This window comes from Lentibacillus cibarius (assembly GCF_005887555.1).
GTDB lineage: Bacteria > Bacillota > Bacilli > Bacillales > Amphibacillaceae > Lentibacillus > Lentibacillus cibarius.
Genome location: NZ_VCIA01000001.1, coordinates 173,273 through 192,803 on the forward strand (window position 1 = coordinate 173,273; position 19,531 = coordinate 192,803).

19 protein-coding genes are annotated in these 19,531 nt (G+C 39.6%); 3 read left to right on the forward strand and 16 right to left on the reverse strand.

Translation table 11 applies throughout. The annotated features are described in order from the left end of the window. Nucleotides 1–459: 459 nt before the first annotated feature. The 7 genes from FFL34_RS00890 to FFL34_RS00920 form a co-directional block, all read right to left on the reverse strand. On the reverse strand, nt 460–1,017 hold the full coding sequence (locus FFL34_RS00890) for a hypothetical protein (protein WP_138600510.1): 558 nt from the start codon (nt 1,015–1,017) through the stop codon (nt 460–462). Nucleotides 1,018–1,727: 710 nt separating this feature from the next. Continuing rightward, complete coding sequence (locus tag FFL34_RS00895) at nt 1,728–2,714, reverse strand: thermonuclease family protein (protein WP_234031386.1); 987 nt, start codon at nt 2,712–2,714, stop codon at nt 1,728–1,730. A 121-nt stretch (nt 2,715–2,835) separates the two neighbouring features. Further along, entirely contained in the window at nt 2,836–3,555 is a 720-nt protein-coding gene (locus FFL34_RS00900) for a RecB family exonuclease (protein ID WP_138600512.1), read from the reverse strand. A 72-nt stretch (nt 3,556–3,627) separates the two neighbouring features. Further along, entirely contained in the window at nt 3,628–4,050 is a 423-nt protein-coding gene (locus FFL34_RS00905; protein WP_138600514.1) for a single-stranded DNA-binding protein, read from the reverse strand. Nucleotides 4,051–4,102: 52 nt separating this feature from the next. Beyond that, entirely contained in the window at nt 4,103–4,876 is a 774-nt protein-coding gene (locus tag FFL34_RS00910; RefSeq protein ID WP_138600516.1) for a hypothetical protein, read from the reverse strand. Then, nucleotides 4,876–6,129, reverse strand: coding sequence for a RecT family recombinase (locus FFL34_RS00915; protein ID WP_171046230.1), 1,254 nt, complete (start codon nt 6,127–6,129; stop codon nt 4,876–4,878). Before FFL34_RS00915 ends, FFL34_RS00910 begins: the two co-directional genes overlap by 1 nt. An 864-nt stretch (nt 6,130–6,993) precedes the next feature. Continuing rightward, nucleotides 6,994–7,782 carry an HAD family hydrolase gene (locus tag FFL34_RS00920; protein WP_138600520.1) on the reverse strand — a complete coding sequence of 263 codons (789 nt, stop codon included), beginning with the start codon at nt 7,780–7,782 and terminating at the stop codon, nt 6,994–6,996. Nucleotides 7,783–7,975: 193 nt separating this feature from the next. Between FFL34_RS00920 and FFL34_RS00925 the strand changes: the two genes are divergently transcribed. Beyond that, nucleotides 7,976–9,077, forward strand: a protein-coding gene (locus FFL34_RS00925; protein WP_138600522.1) for an IS3 family transposase whose coding sequence is annotated in 2 segments (ribosomal slippage) — nt 7,976–8,244 and nt 8,243–9,077 — 1,104 coding nt in all. Because the reading frame shifts where the segments join, the coding sequence is not laid out codon by codon here. An 876-nt stretch (nt 9,078–9,953) separates the two neighbouring features. Here the strand turns inward: FFL34_RS00925 and FFL34_RS18105 are convergent. Next, entirely contained in the window at nt 9,954–10,112 is a 159-nt protein-coding gene (locus FFL34_RS18105; protein WP_171046231.1) for a hypothetical protein, read from the reverse strand. A 442-nt stretch (nt 10,113–10,554) separates the two neighbouring features. Here FFL34_RS18105 and FFL34_RS00930 point away from each other — a divergent pair, with 442 nt between their 5' ends. Further along, nucleotides 10,555–11,748 (forward strand): IS110 family RNA-guided transposase, encoded by a 1,194-nt coding sequence (locus tag FFL34_RS00930; RefSeq protein WP_138600524.1) that lies wholly within the window; start codon nt 10,555–10,557, stop codon nt 11,746–11,748. A 299-nt stretch (nt 11,749–12,047) separates the two neighbouring features. On the opposite strand, the gene FFL34_RS00935 is transcribed toward FFL34_RS00930, so the two are convergent. The 7 genes from FFL34_RS00935 to FFL34_RS00970 form a co-directional block, all read right to left on the reverse strand. Then, nucleotides 12,048–13,097, reverse strand: coding sequence for a 2,3-butanediol dehydrogenase (locus FFL34_RS00935; RefSeq protein WP_068446694.1), 1,050 nt, complete (start codon nt 13,095–13,097; stop codon nt 12,048–12,050). Between the two features lie 525 nt (nt 13,098–13,622). Then, nucleotides 13,623–14,135, reverse strand: coding sequence for a type 1 glutamine amidotransferase domain-containing protein (locus tag FFL34_RS00940; RefSeq protein WP_010530576.1), 513 nt, complete (start codon nt 14,133–14,135; stop codon nt 13,623–13,625). A 248-nt stretch (nt 14,136–14,383) separates the two neighbouring features. Continuing rightward, a complete protein-coding gene (locus FFL34_RS00945; RefSeq protein WP_138600526.1) occupies nt 14,384–14,623 on the reverse strand; it encodes a hypothetical protein in 240 nt (79 codons plus the stop codon). Nucleotides 14,624–14,746: 123 nt separating this feature from the next. Next, nucleotides 14,747–15,154, reverse strand: a complete 408-nt coding sequence (locus FFL34_RS00950) for a hypothetical protein (protein WP_138600528.1) — start codon at nt 15,152–15,154, stop codon at nt 14,747–14,749. Between the two features lie 445 nt (nt 15,155–15,599). Then, nucleotides 15,600–15,800, reverse strand: coding sequence for a DUF2207 domain-containing protein (locus FFL34_RS00960; RefSeq protein WP_138600532.1), 201 nt, complete (start codon nt 15,798–15,800; stop codon nt 15,600–15,602). A gap of 483 nt (nt 15,801–16,283) precedes the next feature. Next, entirely contained in the window at nt 16,284–16,613 is a 330-nt protein-coding gene (locus FFL34_RS00965; protein WP_138600534.1) for a type II toxin-antitoxin system PemK/MazF family toxin, read from the reverse strand. After that, nucleotides 16,603–16,788: a hypothetical protein gene (locus tag FFL34_RS00970; RefSeq protein WP_138600536.1), complete on the reverse strand. Its 186-nt coding sequence runs from the start codon at nt 16,786–16,788 to the stop codon at nt 16,603–16,605. Before FFL34_RS00970 ends, FFL34_RS00965 begins: the two co-directional genes overlap by 11 nt. A gap of 208 nt (nt 16,789–16,996) precedes the next feature. Here FFL34_RS00970 and FFL34_RS00975 point away from each other — a divergent pair, with 208 nt between their 5' ends. Then, nucleotides 16,997–17,578: an RQC-minor-1 family DNA-binding protein gene (locus FFL34_RS00975; RefSeq protein WP_138600538.1), complete on the forward strand. Its 582-nt coding sequence runs from the start codon at nt 16,997–16,999 to the stop codon at nt 17,576–17,578. A gap of 209 nt (nt 17,579–17,787) precedes the next feature. Here FFL34_RS00975 and nagZ read toward each other — a convergent pair whose 3' ends face one another. Continuing rightward, the gene (gene nagZ, locus FFL34_RS00980; protein WP_138600540.1) at nt 17,788–19,485 is read right to left on the reverse strand and encodes a beta-N-acetylhexosaminidase; all 1,698 of its coding nucleotides are present in this window, start codon (nt 19,483–19,485) and stop codon (nt 17,788–17,790) included. Nucleotides 19,486–19,531: the final 46 nt, after the last annotated feature.

Here is a 19,531-nt window from a genome sequence, read left to right on the forward strand (position 1 = left end):
TTGGCAAGTAAATTACATGCCTGCGTTCAGCCTTTCCTAAAAAATCAATGGACTATCCGAACAAGAAACCCATTGTGCCGAATCTCCTTCTTGAATATGAAGGGGTGACGACTTTTACTCGAAACGAGTAACACAAGAACTAAAATACTATATATATTCATGATATCGAATTAAATGACTACGGTCAAGGTGTATAGAGAACAAAAGATCTCTTACATGACAATAATCGTAATTATATAATATTGTATGAATATATTTAAATTTAGCTGTGTTAACTGATTTTAAATAAAACCAATCTTCTGCAAACGGGCCATATTATGTAAGAACGGCAGGCATTTTTATTAAGAAAATCGAATTTGTGATTCATAAGCACGACTACCCTTTGATCACTCACTTTTGGACATCCAACATTTATGGTGATGGTGCATGACTTTTCCAGTTTAGTGTTGTAATGCTGCTTTATCTTACTTTCCTTTTTTCCTCCAGTTTCAAAAGAGAAACCACTATCCACCGAACAATAATACCTACGATTAGAAAAAGGAAGAAATCAATTGTTGCAGAAAATTTCTTTATGTAGACAAAAATATTAAAATAATCTAATATCAAGTTATAATATACAAAGGCTAACAGTCCGCTCCAAATTGTAATCCAAATTAAATAGCTTCGCCAAGTGGAATTGTATTGGTAAACCAACATAGCATATAAAGGAATAAGAGTAATGTTGCCTAAAAAGAAGTTTGGCTGGAAAGGTAATACATTTTCAAGGGTTGCCCAGTAATTTAATTGTTCGCCGATGGAGTCGTATACGGCAAATGCAACTGCAACTAAAGAACCGTACAGAAGTATTTCTGTAATTCGTTTTTTGTCTACAAGATAGAAAAATATGGTATACGTAAAAATTATTAAAACCACTTGGAATATCCAACTCGGAGACAGAAAAATTTGATTAATCCATTGGGTTTCGATTAAATCATTTAAGTTTCCTGCTTTTTTAAGAATTTCCTCATCAGTAATCATAACGATATCCCCTTATTTTATAAAGACTAATTATATTCTTTCACTTACGAATAGATACTATTCATTAGCTGATATGTTAATTAAATCCATCTCCCCCATAGCTTTTCCATTCACTCAACAAGATATCGAGATGCAGGTGGAGAGATTGAAACATTACTTCTGAATCATGACGAAGAATTTACAAAGGAGTTGAAAGTTAAAAATTATGTGAGTAAACCGAATGAGCCTTGGAAATACCCTTAATAGAATGAAATATTGTATTCCATTAACGGGCGCTTTCGCGGAATAAAAGGTCTTAAACATAGGGTGGTCAGAAATGTATTTATTGTTTTTGGTGTTAATTTTTATTGGCATTTTTCTTGTATTTGATGCAATACGGAAGGTTAACAACAACATACTTGAACAGACTGAGGAACTAAAAAGGATACGTGAGGAATTAATAAAAAATAATAAAGATTAGCCTATTGCTTCTCTGCGCCAATTCCGGGTATTGTTCAAGAAAAGGGCGCGTTTGCGGAACAATCATAAGCCTAATTCCTCACTAAAAACACGGAGGGATTAGGCTTGTTCTCTCGAAGGCCCTTATTTTGTGAATTCCGATTTCTTAACGATACCTACTGGAAAATACAATGGTGATAAATGGTACATCGAGTTACAATCGTTGGTAAAAAACATGACAAAAGTGGCTATTTGTATGACCATTTTTTAAATTACGGTAGCGATTCACACACTTTCCCGTCCCCGTCAGATCCATCCAAACGATGTGGATCTTGCTCAGGTCCGCCTGCTTTTTTATAAAATTCTTGTGCAGCTGCTTGTGTATCAAAATCACTACAATCCCGATCAGGTCCGTTCGGATTATATCCTGAGGAAGAACTTCCTGACTGTGAAGTTGATTCCGTTTCTGTATCGCCTGAGTCCTCCGATTGAGAGGCGTAGCCGTCCGATGTGACATAACCCTCCATACTCCAAATTCCTAGCTGATTGCTACGAGCATAATCCTCCGCTTTTTGGAGCGCTTCCTGATGCGTGTACGGTGGGTCATATACATAGGCGTATCGAGCCAGCCCCTTTCTTAGCAGCTGCTTATTAAGATTCTTGCCATCATCCCAAATATAACCGAGCAACCTGTCGTAATGATCACGCTTCGGCCCATCAAATTCAATATAAACTGTTTCGCCTTGTTCCAATTTCTCTTTGGCAAAATTCGATGCTTCCGGACCAAACGGCTGTACTGGTTTTGACGGATGAACAGTCTCAGGTGTATCAACTAGAAGCAGTCGAACGTCCTCAATGGATCCTTTATATTTGATTTCTATCGTATCTCCGTCCACAACCCGATTAATGGTTGCCTTTTCAGCGCGATCTGGGGCTCCCCGACTGGATTGCTTCGTTTCTTTCTTCTGGTTGTTGTTTTGTTGTTCATTTGAGCTTTCGCTATCTTCATTGCTATTGACTGTCTCGGATTGGGCTTCATTTGTTTCTTCGGCTTCAGTGTCTTGATCCATGTTCGATTTATCCGTTTGGACCGTCTGTGTTTCTTCTTTTTGCTCTTCAGATTCAGTGTTTTCTGCTGAGCAGCCAATCAATGAAAAACCAATAATCATAACCAGTGGGATAAGTTTGATTGCTGTGCGCTGCTTCACCAAGGTAAACGTTGCCAACGTTATAAAGCTAATTAGTAATATGGCTTCCATATATGCTATTCCCCTAACTACTAACATACATTTTTGAGTTAAGTTTACACTAATACCCTGATTCAGTACATCGATTCAGGGAAAAATACTATTAATCTATCACAAAAAAACATCGCACAGATTACACTCCATGCGATGTTAAGACATTACTATTACTTTTCAAACATTCCCAAGCAAATGGGCAATGACGGCATAACTTTGAAGGATGGGCTGGAAACAGCATTCCAGCATTATCGGGATGCCTTTTTAATAAAGCTAGTCTACCATATATCTCATTTGCAGTATTTAATGCCCATTGCCTTGCTTGTTCCATGTCTTCTGGTGTGAATACATGGCTTCGTTCTTGACAAAAACGTAAAAAATAATAACTACCTTCTACACTTTGTAGTCCTTTTAATTGACTGACTGCCCAAGCATAAAGGGCTAACTGATGATTATCCAGTGTCTTATAAGGAACACGATTCGTTTTCCAATCAGTAATCCTGCCACTGGGCTGAATCAAATCGATGAACCCTTGTAGCTGCGGTGCATTGGCTTCGTCTGCCAACTTCAACTTAAAATACGTTTCGGTGTCTCCCATACCTTGATGGATTGGCGCTTTTAGCACTAAATCATCTATTTCCGACTGCGTTAATTCTTCATAAAAATTAGCCTCTGCATAACCGTTTAATACCGCTTCATGATGAGGTATGCCATTGATTTTATCCTCAATTGCCTTGTGCACAGCTTTTCCTAAGGCAAGTGGCTGTGTCATTGGTTCGTCTTTTTCAAGTACATACTTGTTATAAAACCGATACGGGCATTGTTTATATAGGTTTAACCGACTAAAGGAAAAAATCATCGTCTCACCCACTTTCTAAATGTATTTAAAAAAGAGAGATGAATCGAATCATCTCTCTCTAGTCGTAAGTATTTAAAATGGCAAATCCTGATCATCCACTTCAACGGGTTGCCCCTGTCCCTGGAACGGGTTAGATTGCCCTGATGATTGATTAGATGAACTGCCTTTTCCCTGTGAAGTTTTGGTATCCAAAAATTCTACTTGGTCACCAACGACTTCGGTCATGAACACAGGCTTGCCATCCTGTCCTTCAAAGGAACGTGTTTGAATGCGACCAGTGACACCAACCTGTGACCCTTTTTTACAGAACTGTGCGGTATTTTCCGCAAGTTTGCGCCACACCTGACAGCGAATGAAGTCGGCTTCACGGTCTCCGTTTTTATTGGTGAAGGGACGATTCACCGCTAATGTGAAGGTAGCAACGGCCACTCCGTTCTGCGTGTATTTCATGTCTACATCTTTTGTCATGCGTCCAATTAATTGTGTGTTATTCATCGTATAAAACTCCTTTATTGTTGAATTTTATCATCTTACTTGCTACTCTGATTCAAGCAAGATTACCCTCTGATATGGACACATTCCGGTTTGGAACGTGTCCTTTTTTATGCTCTATTTTTCGTAAGTACTGCAAAAACACGATATTGACGAAAAGCGTATCCATGTCAAAATCAATCGTTTCTAAACAAGTACCCCAGGCAAGGCGTCCCAAAATGGTACCTTCCACAGCCCATGTTTTGGGCGCCTTATTCGGTTCTTTTAGAAATTCGTCCTGAATACGGTTGTACATATTTGGAATCGTGGCATGCCAACATTTGTCTATCAACCACACAAGCAATTCTTGTTGCCGTTTTTGCTGATTTTCTAAATGGGCAATACAGAGGAAAATCGCATAGTGCAATGCTAATTTTTCATGTGTGTATTGCTTCCAATCGTTTAAGATTTGCTTTTTATGCATTTGAAATTGCTTAAAAGAGCGCCGTTTATAGTCCTTCCAGCCAATCCGTTCCAGCTGATACGGCGTTAATTGGTAGACTGGATGACATAATTGATGGCATGTACCGAAATAGTTTTGCTTGATTTCCAGATACGGTTTACCGCTTAATTGCACTTCAAAGTCAAGAACGCCTCCCGATTTTTTGCAGTACCAGCACTTGTACACCTGGTCTTGTGTATTCAGGGAAAGATAAAATTTCTTTCGTTTGCTGGCATCCCCTTTGCAAAAGGGGCATTTGGCCAAACTTTCTTTCTTTCCGAACGATTTCGATTGGAACTGAAGGTCATACTTTTGTGCAACATCAAGAATGCTTGGCAACATGGTCATCACCCTGCCTGCTGGTTGTCTTCCATGACTTCCACTAAAAACCAAAAGCCATTTTCTTTCTTCAAAGCAAGGGTGACCTGGTCACCTTGTTCTAATTGTTCAGCCTGTTGCACTTCTTTCTCTCCGCGCGCAATCATTAGCGTTGATTCACCGTTGATTTCCCCGGCAATTTTCGCAAATTTAGCGCCGTTCTTTTCGCCGGTCGTCACATTTTGAATGATGGTACTGTACGTATCATGAATGGATTGATCTGCGTTCATCGATGGCTGTTCACCGGGTGATGATTCCGCTTGCTGATCGCTCCCTTCCTTGTCCTCCGAGGAAGGCGTGTGTATATCGTGCAGGAAGTAAAAACTGTTTTCCTGATAGATAGCAAGATTCAGAACTTCCCCTTCCGCGGTTTCTTTTAAAGCCTCCATAAGGTTTTTATCACGAACCAGTACGTTGACGGTTTGATCTAGTTCTTTTGGCTTCACTGTCAGCAGACCATATTGTTTATGGGAAGAACTCGTTTTAACGGCATAGGACTGCACAATCATTTCCCGGCTGGTAACAGATTTAGCAGCAGGTGTTCCTTCATGAGATGGTGTGTTTTCTTTTGGCTGTTCTTTTTCACCTTTTTGCGTTTGACTTGGCTGTTGGCCTGAACGATTGTCGGTTCCCTGCAGATTATCCTCCAGCCCCATTTCTTCCTGAGTATATAAACCACCTAAAGGAAACTGCCTGCGCAGCACAAACGTTTCCGCGATTTTCACAATCATGGCGCTCGGCAGCGTATCCCATACGTTAGGGTTCCCATACTTGGAATTCACTTTGCCGCTATTGGCATTGTAGTACTCATCAAAGTCCACAAACACGGCAACCGGATGGTGCTTTTTGTGCTTCATGATGGCATAGGCGCCAATAATCTTGCCCCGTTTGGTTCCAAATTTATGTTTGACGTCTCCCTCACTTGGAAGAAATTCAAAATCATCACCTTCTTTGACCACGTTGGCATTAGGTGGACCAACATAACCAGGTTGACGTGTGGCTACACGGAGAAGCCCATCCCGTGTTGTAATAAACTGGGTTTTTGCCCCGCGTTTGGTTTCATATCGCTGGAAAACCACATCTCCCAGTAATGGATTGAGCCCGAAGTTCTCACACATTTCTATAAAGTGCTGCGCTTCTTCATCACTTCCATTAACTGGCTGGATAAACCGGCTCCAAATTAACGACTTTTCCTTTTCTGTAAATTGAATTGCTTTTTCCATTTTTATCGCTCCTTTAGTCAATAATTTTGGATTCATGTTTTAGACAATAGCTTTCATCACAACATGGAATCACCTCCTTAACGAGAATTTTTATCCATTAAAAAAAGCCAGTAAATCTCAACTGCATGAGATGAACTGACTTTTAATAAGCAATAGAAAAAGCGTATAGCAAACGCCATACACTTGTTTAATTTCTTGATTATGAACACACGTCATGTGTGTTTTTTGTGTAAACGTACACGAGTCTTTTCTTTCCTAAACTATCAAAGGAATCTAAAGACAAGAATACTTCATGCCGAATCTTCCTCAAAAATGAGGAGGTGACGACCTTCACTCAATGGTGACGAAAATACAAATTAACTATAAATCCAAAATAGCAAAATATTAAGATTACGTCAATTCTCACCATATCCAGTTTTCAGCCGTGCGACATATCCGTGCGGCATACCTTCTCATTTTGAGTGACTCCAGCCTTTGTTCTGCCGAATCACCTGTGCTTCATACCCCAAGACCTGTCAGCCTTGACGCATGCAGTAATATTGATGGGATGGTTCCGGAAACGTGGTTCTGTCATTCCCATTCTCACTTGTGAAGTTGGGATCAGCCGCTAAGTAACCCCTCCTGTATTACACGCTCTAGTACGTTTATAACAGAACTTATCGAGAGGCGCCCGTTAGCTTAACAGAGAATCTAATACCAATGGTATGATAATTAGCAATATAGCATTCAAATCATGACGATTAGATTGATGTGGTTCGGTTTGGGGAGAATGATTGGAGGTTGTACAAAGAGGACCACCTATATGGAAATGATCATCTGCTAAACGATTTCTTCACGTTTATCGTTTTTTAGTTCAGTCACACCTTAGACGGCAAATGACTGAATGAGGTATTGTTCAATAAATTCAGCAAGACCATCCTGTTCATAATGACCGGTTGTAACATCTGCGGACGCTTTCACTTCTTGGCCAGCATTCGCCATTGCGGCGCTGATTCCGGCATAACGCAGCATTTGAATATCGTTTGGGCCGTCACCGATGGCTGCTGTTTCTTCCGGATTAATGCCAAACGCCCTAATAAGCACTTGAATGGCAGCCCATTTGGAAACACCGGGGGCAACTATCTCAAACCCGTCCTTCCAGTTAATGACATCCGCTTTATCACGAAATAAATGTGACATATGCGAACCATGGCAGCCTGTCCTGACACTGTATTTCAGTACGTTCCGGTAATCTACATGCCGCAAGTCGCCGATATACCTTGGCGGAACCTTACCTTCCTTGGTCCACTCATCAACCACCTTGCACGTCTTGTTGCAATAGAGACCGTCGGTTGTGTGCACAATGATATTGCACGGGATTTCATTCGTTACACGATGAAAATGCGCCTCATCCAGCACAACCGGGTTCATCCGGACAACCCTTCCCGTGAATCCATCATGAATGGAAGCGCCATTTAGGCAAATCATCGGTGCTTTCAAGCCAAGCAGACTATGGTAAGGTGCTGTGATCTCATATTGACGTCCTGTCGCCAGAAACACTTTAACACCCTGATTTGCTAATCTGTTGATCGTTTCCGCATTGCGCTGTGAAATCTCATTTGATGACGTCAGCAATGTTCCATCCATATCAATAAACAATGCACGTATAGTCATTTTTTCCTCCCTCCTATTACACATCAAACATATCACCTAAATGTAAATTGTGTATTAACTGTGTGTAATGATTTGATGAAGAATTGAGGGAGGAGTGTGATATGATAATGATATAAACCGTCGATGCTTGTAGTACGGATTATAATGGACCCAAGATTCTAGACACGAAAAAGGGAGATGTTAAGGTAGGTATATGAAACGCAAACAATATACACCCGAATTCAAATCACAAATCGTGTTGGAAATTTTGAAGGAAGAAAAACCGATGAGCCAAATTGCTTCGGAAAACGGAATCCATGTGAACCAGCTTCATAAGTGGAAAACGCATTTCCTGCAAGAAATGCCGCAAATGTTTAACAAGCAAAATAAAGATCAGGAAAAAATGAAAGCCGACTATGAAGAAAAACTGGAAAACCTCTATACGGAAGTCGGAAAATTAACCACGCAATTGTCGTGGATCAAAAAAAAATCTGGCATCCACGACGACTAGACGGGAACGCATGGAGATGGTGGACTGGGAAGCAACTGAACTTCCCATCTCTCAGCAGGCTGATTTGCTGGGAATCAATCGCTCCAGTCTTTACTATAAGCCTGTTCAGCCATCACCGGAAGAGGTTGCCATAAAACACCGGATTGATGAGATCTATACCAAATATCCGTTTTTTGGCTCCCGCAGGATTGCCGAACTATTAAACGTCAACCGCAAAAGAGTCCAGCGCCATATGCGTGAAATGGGGATACAAGCCATTTATCCGGGTCCCAATCTAAGCAAACGCAACCTGCAGCACCGTGTTTATCCCTATTTATTGAAAGGCGTGACCATCAACCGTCCTGATCAGGTTTGGAGCATTGACATTACGTACATTCGGCTGCACAATAACTGGATGTATTTAACGGCCATTATTGATTGGTATTCGCGCTTTATCATCAGCTGGGAACTGGATCAGACGCTGGCGATCGACTTCGTTCTGGACACTGTTCGACGGGCTCTTACGATAGGGACGCCGGACATCTTTAACAGCGACCAGGGCAGTCATTTTACCAGTCCAAAGTATATAGATCTTTTAAAAGAATATCCACTGCAAATCAGCATGGACGCCAGAGGCCGGGCATTGGATAATATCATGATCGAGCGCTTTTGGCGCAGCCTCAAATACGAAGAGGTCTATTTAAAAGACTATGGCACGCCAAGAGAAGCAAGAAAGAATATAAGGGAATATATGGACCTTTACAATTATGATCGGCCCCATCAGTCGTTAAATTATAAAGTGCCGGGCTCCATCTATTTTCAATAGGTTATTGTTCATCCCATCTTTAGGCCATTATCTTTCCTGGGCCAGGTTCCGTCAAGGGAAAGGACGCCCTTGACAGAACCTGACCCAGGAAAGGCAGGGTTTGTAAGATGGGAAAGAACAAAAGTGATGACCCACCTTATTTTTATAAAATATGTGTCTTGACATTGGGGTCCACTTTAGATTGTGGTGCTAAACCTTTGGCAGGTGGCTCTTCAGACTGCAAAAATACACCCTGTATTTTTAGCATATTATCGATAAATGAAAGCTAAAGCCTTTGAGGATTTCCTGTACTCCGTCTCACAACCCCGGTATGATCAAAAGAGGTACTTCTCCTTTTCCAAAGACAACATAGTTCATTTCTGTATGTAAAGGTTTTCGCCTTTGCACTAAACATCACATTCCCCTTCTTCCCACTTGCTCAATAATCTGGTTCAACCAAAAGTTTCTGATTCAACTCTTGCGCCCGTTCGTATTACGGAAATTTTAATTAGTATACGAAGGTCGGTTTTTTTATTTTTGTTTGGATTTATCATATATGGCTACCGAAAATCCCGTAATCGCAAAAACTATTAAACCACTCCATAAAAGAATTAACGAGTTATACATCAAGGGACCACCGAAAAAGAATTCCCAAGCTGAATTGAGTATCAAGAATCCGCACCAAAATATAAAAGTAACCCAGCATGCTATATCGGCCCGTCTCCTAGTTGCTTCCGGGTCTTTGCTGACTTTAAAAAACACTTACTAGCCCCTTCTTTCCTTATACCCTATATTGTTCCATTAAAACGCAAAGGTTGGACACCAAGCCTTATTCCGGAATGGCGCCCGATCGCTGAACAAACATATACTTAATCACATAAATATGATTTATTTCTATTACCATTTGAATGTTAAAGCATCTTTTAATTTTTCAGCTTTCTGATGCAGATTATTGTAACTCTCATTTAGCTTTTCATTCTTTTCATCGAGCTTATCAACCTTATCCGACAACTCTTTTACAGCTTTTAAAATTTCTTCATTCGTTACTTCGCTCATTAAATACTCACCTCATAAATAATTTTATTTGTATTTGGTATACGGTTAATTCAAGAAAAGATTTTCATAATCAGGTCTATATATTTTATTAAAACCCTAAAATACCTTTATTTAGCTTAATTTCTTATTCCATTAAATGGCCCGATGAAGTAACAACGGGCACACGAGGCTTATTCCGTTCTTGCGCCCGTTCGTATTATATGGTCAGCCGGTCATTGAACTGGTTGACCTATTTTTTATAGGTTTTATGCTTGAGGAAGTCGGGGGAGGACGTGTGCGCCCGTGGGACACTGATCCCGTCCGTAATACTGTCCACCCCTTCCTTGTAGAAACATGTTTGAGGCTGGTTGGGACACGATCCCGCATAACAAGCGAAGCTATGACACTACAAGGGCGTGTAAGGGGAGCACCGGCGAATCTACTTAAGGAGTTGTGATCAGTTATGAATCCTGTTATCGGCCTGGATGTCGCCAAAGGAGAAAGCCAGGTCCAAGCCTTTTTACAAAGGAAAAAAACGTATAAGCAAAGCTTTAAATTTGAACACCATCTACAAGGACTTCACACGTTTTATCAGGAAGTGGAACAGGTTGCCGGTCAGCCTCCGGCCGTCATTTTCGAATCCACCGGGCACTATCATGAACCTGTGCTTCAATTTCTGGAGGATCAGGCTATCACGTATTATGTCATCAATCCGGTCGTTTCTTATGAGGCCAAAAAAACGGGTCTGCGTAAGGTGAAAACAGACAAAGTCGATGCGTATCATCTAGGTGAGTTGTACTATAAAGAAGATCTGGAAGCCTTTCAGAAGAAAACCGAGCAATACCTGGATCTGCGTCAATTAACCAGACAGCACAGTGCTTTAACGGATAGCTATGTTGAAATAAAATTGCAGTTCCAAGCTGCAGTCGATCATATTTTTCCGGAATATCATAATGTCTTCAGTGATCTTTGTGGCAAGTTATCGTTGAACACCTTACTGCATTATCCGACTGCTTCGGCTATTCAAAAAGTCTCTCAACAAACATTAGCCGACGATATGTGTCAATTCGGGGCTAGACGTTCCGACGCATGGTTTTTGGATAAAGCAGCCCAATTAAAGGCTGCGGCAGACCGTAATCCCTTTCAGCATCCTGTCTGTCATGGTCATATTGTCAGCTTACAGATGTATATTCAGATGCTTTTTCAATATCAAGAGCACCTATCCCAATTAAAACGAGAAATAGATGCCCTTGCTCGGTCTTTTGAAGACCATGGATTGATCCAGTCGATTCCCGGGATTGGAGATAAGCTTGCAGCCACAATCATCTCCGAAATCGGGGGCATCAATCAGTTCGAACGCCCGAAACAACTGGCTGCTTATGCAGGACTAGATCCAAGTGTTTTTGAGTCAGGCAAGTATAAAGCTTCCATCAACCGTATCACCAAAAGAGGATCATCACGATTGCGTCAGGCCCTTTACACAGCTGTGCAATGCGGTCTTGCCAAAAACCGAAACAAGAAACTGATAGCCTTTTACAGTCGCAAAAGAAACGAGGGCAAGCCACACAGGGTCGCTGTGATTGCCTGTGCCAATAAACTCGTTCACTGGATTCACGCCATGTTCAAGCGTCAGGAAGTCTTTGTAGACCAATCCTAAGAAACTATTAAAGTTCACAATACTCTGAAACCTTACTGGTTCAGCAGTAAGGCTATTTGGTATGTTCAATTTTTAGTGTAACATGTTTTTTCAAACTTTTTTAGACTTAAGTATTGACAACTATTGGCTGGTATAATGGAATTATCCACTTCTACTATTAGCTGGTATTGCAGAATATCGTCAATATTCTTCTTAAAGAAGAGTTCAATATCACTTCGCTAATTTATCTACCTGGACCTAGCTGACAGTCATAACAAAACCCCAAGTAACAGCTGCTACTCAGGGTTAAATAATACATTTTATTTCTCACCACTTAATTCCACTAATATTTTTGCTTGTGATTTATCGTTTGTCAATGCTTCGAATCCATTTTCAACAATATCATCCAATTGAATTTGGTCTGTAATAATTCCCTGTGGTTTTAATTGTCCTGTTCCCATTAAATCTACAGTTTGTTGGAATGTAGTAGGTGTATATGCGATTGTTGATGTAACTTTTACACCTGTATTTGTAAGCTGTATTGGATTCCATTCAATCTCCCTAGCAAATATAGAAACAATAACCATTGTTCCACGTGCCCTTGTTGCATCAATTGCTTGTTTAAATGTTGGTGCTACTCCGGCAACTTCAAAGGAAACATCTACTCCATCTGGAACAATTTCCTTGATTGCTGTAACAGCATCTTGTTCGCTAGAGTTAACGACATGGGTTGCTCCTAATTCTTTTGCTTTTTCAATTCTAGTTTCCGACAAATCTAAAGCAATAATCTTGCTGGCACCAGCAGCTTTAGCTGCAATAATTGTCACTAAACCAATTGGACCTGCACCAAATACAGCTACCGTATCACCAAACTGCAGTTTCCCTTCTTTTACAGCTTGTACGGCAACCGCAGTTGGTTCTACTAAAGCTCCATCCTGTAGTGTTAAAGATTCTGGAAGTAGATAAACGTTATCTTCTGGTACATTTGCATATTTAGTAAAACCACCGTCACCGTGAAGGCCGATAAAGCTGAAACCATCATAAGGATCAAGGTCTTCCGACTTATTTCCATAAGTGATTGTTGGATTAATTGCTACTCTATCGCCAACTTTATATTTTGTCACCTTTGGACCTACTTCTTCAATAACACCCGCAAATTCATGCCCCATGGTTAGCGGAGCGATTTCTCCAGTTAACGGATCCTCTTTTTCATTTGGTACAAACACCGGTCCCTCTTCATACTCATGTAAATCACTGCCACAAATACCTGCCCAAGCTACCCTTACTTTAACATCGGTATCTTTCGTTTGTTTTAGTTCTATTTCCTCTACCCGTAAGTCTTTTTTTCCATACCAGACTGCAGCTTTCATTGGATATTACCTCCTGCTTAATTAGTAGAAAATAGTTATAAGAATACTATATTGAAGGAATAATCAATATTAATTCCTATGATTTTATTATACTATTGATTTTTCCAACCTTCTATTAAAAAGACTTTAATTTCTAACCAAATACACATATCTCATTAACAGTTTTGCGATTGTTTATTTTAATTCGGTTGCATGGTTTATTCTCGGGTCTCTGTTCATATAATTTTACCATTCCTCGATATTTACCTTTTTACTTATCCAGTTTATTCAGTGAACTTTTATTTAACCGTACAAATATTCATAAGAAGAATTCCCCCTCATCTGAATCTCTTTTTATTTTCATCGTATATGGATTATTTTATTCAATAAAATGACCCTTATATATGATGCTCACGCTAATCCTTATTCAAGAATGGCGCCCGTTTGAGGAAGATCATGGCAGATGGGCATGAGCGCTTTATCTATTATCAAATAAAAAATAAAGAGAGGCTGCATGATTAACAGCCCCCCTATACGATCGACGAATTATTTTTCTAAAAGCTTTAGAGATTCGCGATTGAATGCAGGAAGATCATCAGGTGTTCTGCTTGTTACAAGGTTTCCATCTACGATTACTTCTTCATCTTTTACAGTTGCTCCTGCATTTTCCAAGTCTTTTCTTACGGAAACAAAGCTTGTTAGCTCTCTACCTTTTAGTTGGTCTGTATTAACGAGAAACTGTGGACCATGGCAAATTGAAAATATGGGTTTATTATCTTGGAAAAATGTTTTCGCAAACTCACTATTCTTCGGATTAATACGTAGTAAGTCAGGAGAAAACCCGCCAGGTACGAGTAATGCATCATAATCGTTTGCATTTACTTCATCTATACCTCTATCTGCTTGTATTTCGTCCCCATTTTTGCCATTGATGGTTTTTTTTGCTTCATTACTGATAATATCTACCGTATGCCCAGCTTCTTTGTAAGCTTTCACAGGATCAGTTAATTCAATTTCTTCTACCATGTCTGTTACAAGGACTGCAATGTGTCGACTCATATAGCACTTCCTCCCTTTATCATTCTCGAATATATTCTAGCAGACTGCCCATAACTTTATTAAGCAGTATGCTCATGAACCGTATTATACACGAACCAAATAACGATGCTCTAACTGACAGGCACTTGTTCCCTTCTACCTTATCGTGTTACATAAACGTGCACTACAATGGCATTTGGGAGCTGGTCTTTATTCCCCAACTGCGCCCGATTAAAGAATAACCATTATTTATTTCAAATAGGCGCAGATTAATTGAACTTCCCAGAATTGTCTCCGTCCATTAGGCTTTTCATGTCTGGAACGTCTTTATAAATTTTTGATATCTTATCTAAAGTTTCCAACTTCACATTATCTCCACCGTTCCCGGTCATTGCAGTGTTAACAAAGCCATAAATAATTTTTAACAATGATCTAGCATTTTTGCAGGCAAGGTTATCAACTTTATTTAAAATATTTTCAAATTCCTTTGTATCAGTTACATCTGTCAATCTAACACCCCTCAATATATGCGAATAATTTTTAATAAGATCTATTTAATTAAATGGTCCTTTAAACCAATAGAAGGCGCAGCAGGTTTTGTTCCGGAATGGCGCCCGTTTGCGGTAGTTTAGTTAGCCTTCTAGTAAACCTATATATGGAATTTCTTTACCATTTAATTTTACAATGTAAATTGGACCATTCTTTTCCTCAGATTTATATATTTCGGTTCCAGCAGGTAATTTTGAAGCAGTAAAGTTATCAAATCCTCCATTATCGTCGGTTTGATTTTTAATTTCGCCGACTTTTTCGCCCGTATTGAGCTCTTCTTCATTTACCCATTCGATATCCTCTGCATTTGTATAGACCGTACCATCCATTAAAAATATATCTACATCTTTATCATCTGATAAAATATCCTCTGGTGTTGGGTTACCAATAACATTATCATCTGTTTCATTCCCGTTACTATTGTTATTGCAAGCTCCTAAGAAAATCAGCAAAAATACAGTCAATAATAACAGCAGACTTTTTCTATACAATTTTAATCATCCTCTTAAAGATAAAGTTGTTCTTCCACATAATGGCTCCGATTCTAACACAAAGCCTATGCGACAATTGCGCCCGATTCATTAACAAGCAATAACTAAACGTGACTGTCATCCTTAATACTTCCCCTTTTTTTATTACTGAAGTATTTCCAAAGATAATAAGTTAGCCAAAAAAGAGATACATCAATAAATCCTAAAATTAAAAATGCTTTAGTATTACTATCACCGATGAATATAGAAAGGAATACTAGAATAGTTAAAAATGGAAGTAAAAGAATCCAATAAATTTTATCTTTAAACGTATTTAAAAATATATTCACACCCCCTTATATTTAACAATCTGGTCCTACAATGGCAAATTAGGCGCTATCCTTTATTCCAGATAGGCGCCCGTTTGCTTAAAATACTGTTTTGTTGATGTCTGAAAACAAAAGCTTTATTTCTCCCCTGCCCTTGATTTCCGCTTTGTGTAAAACACATAAATAGCGTTCCCAATCGTTAAAATTATTGCTGCAGTTAAAAGTCCAAGCATTAGGTATAAATCATAATCAAATATTAAGAACAAAATAGCTGCCACAACAAATGCTCCCCAACCTCCGATAGCAAAACGCCACGGATATTTTTTATTATTAGACATAATAACTTTCCCCCTTACTTGTTCTGCATAATGGACCTACAATGGCAATTTGGGCGTTATCCTTTATTCCAGATGTGTGCCCTTTAGCTGAATAAATTTCCGACAAGTAATATATAGCCAAGTAAAACAGATAGACTTAACGTTAACACTATTGTAAATATACTTCTTGCTAATCTTTTTAGGTTCTTTACCTCTGATAACCCAAAAATACTAGACAAAATGTTAATAAAGTAATCGTCAGGACTATTGCCAGAGGATGAATGCCCATTATAGAGGTTCCAAACCAGCCAGAAAAAGATACCAGCAGAAATAAAATTACACAAATTATTGAAGACATAAACGACCACAAATTAACTTTTGCTTGCATTTTAGTCTCTCCCTTTGTCCATTAACCCAGCGTATACTTACTTAACTAAATAGCAAATAATTGAACGCTTTTGTTCCGGCTAAGCGCCCTTTAATGGCATAAAACAAGTTACAATGCTAAAATAACTTCCTGCACATTTGAAGTACTCGTTCAAGATCATGCTTATGTAATACACCTATATGCCGTTTTAATTCAGATCCATGCACAGAAATAATTTTTGAAGTACGAGCCACAGATGGTTTTAATAACCCGGCCTCGTTCCAATACTCCAAAACCACATCAAATTGATTTCGTGGCTGTTGGCTGGTGACTGGAGCAATAATGGCATCCACATCCAGTGCCAATTCATTTCCGACAATAATAACAGGGCGCTGCTTAGTTTGACGAGTCCCTTTAAAAAGGACATCTGCCAACCAAACATCACCCTGCTTCATCCTACTGCTCATTGTAGATGTCATCCTCCTCATTATCCCACCAGGCATAATTTTCACCTAGTAAAATAACATCCCTAGACATATATTTTTCTTTAATTTTATCGAGTACCTTTTGCCTTTCGCCATCACTCAACATGTCAATTTCCTTGATAATTTTATCCGGAATAGACATATCATACACCTCCATTTAGTTGTACCCTTATTATATCTTATATTCGATCAGACATAAAACGTTCAAGAGGTTTTCTTTATTCAGGAAAATTAGCTGTTTCCGATAGGACACCGATTTTTATTCCAGATAGGCGCCCGATGATTGAACAAGGTCTGACCACTTTTTAACCAAATACCACATCGTATATAATAATATTAAAGTATTCACAGAAAGGGTGAATATGATGTCTCGTAGGGTTCGACGTGTCCGCTATCAGTTAGATACGAAAAATATTAAACGCTTGTCAGACTCAGATATCCGAACCATATTACGTGGTGCGGATCCCTTAATCATGACCGGTGGGCGAAATTTACTTGCAAAAATATTAAAAGGATCGAAAGAGAAAAGAGTATTGGAATTAAATTTGGATGATTGCCCGGTGTATGGTGCTTTTCAAAGTGAAAAACTTGAAACAGTCAAAGCGAAAATTGACTGGATGATCAAAAATAATTACCTGGAAATTGAATATGATTACCGACTACCTTTTCTCGTTTTCTCTGAGAAGGGCTGGGCAATTGAAAGAGATACGTATTCGGATGAATTGCTTCAGCAAATCAGAGAAATTAAGAACCCTGAAAGTCATGATTTTAAAGAGCATTTGCTAGACCGGGATCGCGGCATGATCTTATTGCTATTGAAAAAAGTTGAACAAGCAGGAGACCCTTCTTTCATACCATCTCTTGAAGAATGGAAAAAAGTAGACTATAAAAAAGTACGAAAAGAAATTAATCGGGTGATTTATTCGTTGTCGGAGGGTCTTTCTTAAATTGTTCAGCAAGACGGTATTGATTAAATTCTTCTTCTCAATAAGCGCCTACATCCGGAAGAAAAGGGCCTCCCCTTTATTCCGGATTTGCGCCCTTTTCTTTAATAAGCAATCCCCCACTAATTCATATCGTTGAAGGCTTTCGCAGTTCGTTGTCAAAGTTTAAATGCCTCTTCATATAACGAATGAGTATACACCCTTCGTGATAATCAGTACGCCTTTTCCCGAATGGTTTCCACTTCCTCATTAATCGATTGAACATTGAGGTTTGGTGTCTTTTCATCCGAAAGCTGGTACTTTTCTTTCAAGTGTGTGATGCGTTCAACGCTTTCATTAATCCTTTCTTCGCTTATTTCCCCGTTTTCAACAGCAGTTTTTAATTTATCAAATACAGTGGGAATCAAATCCGGATTATGGGCAACAAGCAATAAATCTCCGCCTGCTTTCACTGACCGGACGGCTGCCTCAGCGACATTATATTGATTTGTAATGGCGCCCATCGTCAAGTCATCGGTGATTACGACACCATCAAACTCAAGATCCTCCCGCAAAATGCCCGTGATTATCTTTTTTGACATGGAGGCAGGATAATTTTCATCGATTTTTGGCAGCAGAATATGCGCAACCATGCTGACATCAGCACCGTTCGAAATGGCTTTCCTGAATGGAGCAAGTTCCAATTTAGACAGTTCCCCGTAGCTTTTATCGACCTTAGGAAGTTTTAAATGGGAATCCTTGCTGGTATCCCCATGCCCGGGAAAATGCTTCATGACTGAAATAATCCCTTCACTTTGGATTCCTTTCATCGTCTGGATACCCAACTTTGATACGATTTTCAGATTGTTGCCAAACGAACGATCGCCGATAACAGGATTATCCGGATTACTGTTAACATCAAGGACAGGCGCAAAATCCAAATTGAAACCGAGTGTTTTCATCTGCTCACCGAGGATGGAACCAGCTTGAAAGGCCACATCTGGATCATTCATCTTCCCAATCGAACGACTTGACGGCAAACTTTTCACCCCATCAGGCATTCGCGTCACACTGCCGCCTTCTTCATCGACCCCCAGTAATAATGGGTAAGGATTGTCAGCATTCGCAGTTTTCATCTCATTTAAAAAGTTGACGGTTTGCGTCTTGCTTGTAATGTTATCGCCATATAAAATGACACCTCCAACATGATACTTTTGAATGATACTTCTTGTCTCAGCCGTCATTTTTGTTCCATTGACACCGCTAAAAATCATTTGCCCGATTTTTTCATTAAGGCTCATATTGTTGTCTGTATCACCTGAACGAACGCCTTTATCGCCTCTGCTTATTTCCTTCGATAATGAAATATGATCCACGTCAGGGTTATCAGCATCACCGGAACGCTTCGGGAACACCCATTTCAAGACATAATCATTGGAAAGTTCATAAACAAGAATGATTTGATTGTGATCATCATCCTGGTAATAATGCGTATCATCAAGTTTTTTATATGATTTAATTGTTTCAAAATCGAACGACGTGAATTGATCCTGCGATGAACGCATATCGGACACAATACCGTCTGTAATACCGACATCAATGTCATGTGACGGATAGTTCAAAAAACGACCAACATCCGTATCCGTGGTCTTATCCGGTTTCCCCCAAGTTTTTTGCACCGCATCGGTGGTCGTTTCACCGACAACGATATTGCTTTGCGGGATTTTTCCTTGTTTGGCTAGGTTAAATATATTGGCCAATGCTGCTTCAGGCTCCTGGACCTCTTCATTCTCATGACTCGATGATGGATTCTTTGGTTGTTGGTCTGCTTGTTTATCATTTGTCTTATCGCTCAATGAACGGGTGAAAAAGAAAACCGCCCCAAGAGTGATGATAACAATGATGATTATAATAGCGATACGCCTGATCATAGTAATTCCTCCGCGAATAGTCATTCCATAATTCGGTAGCAGTGTT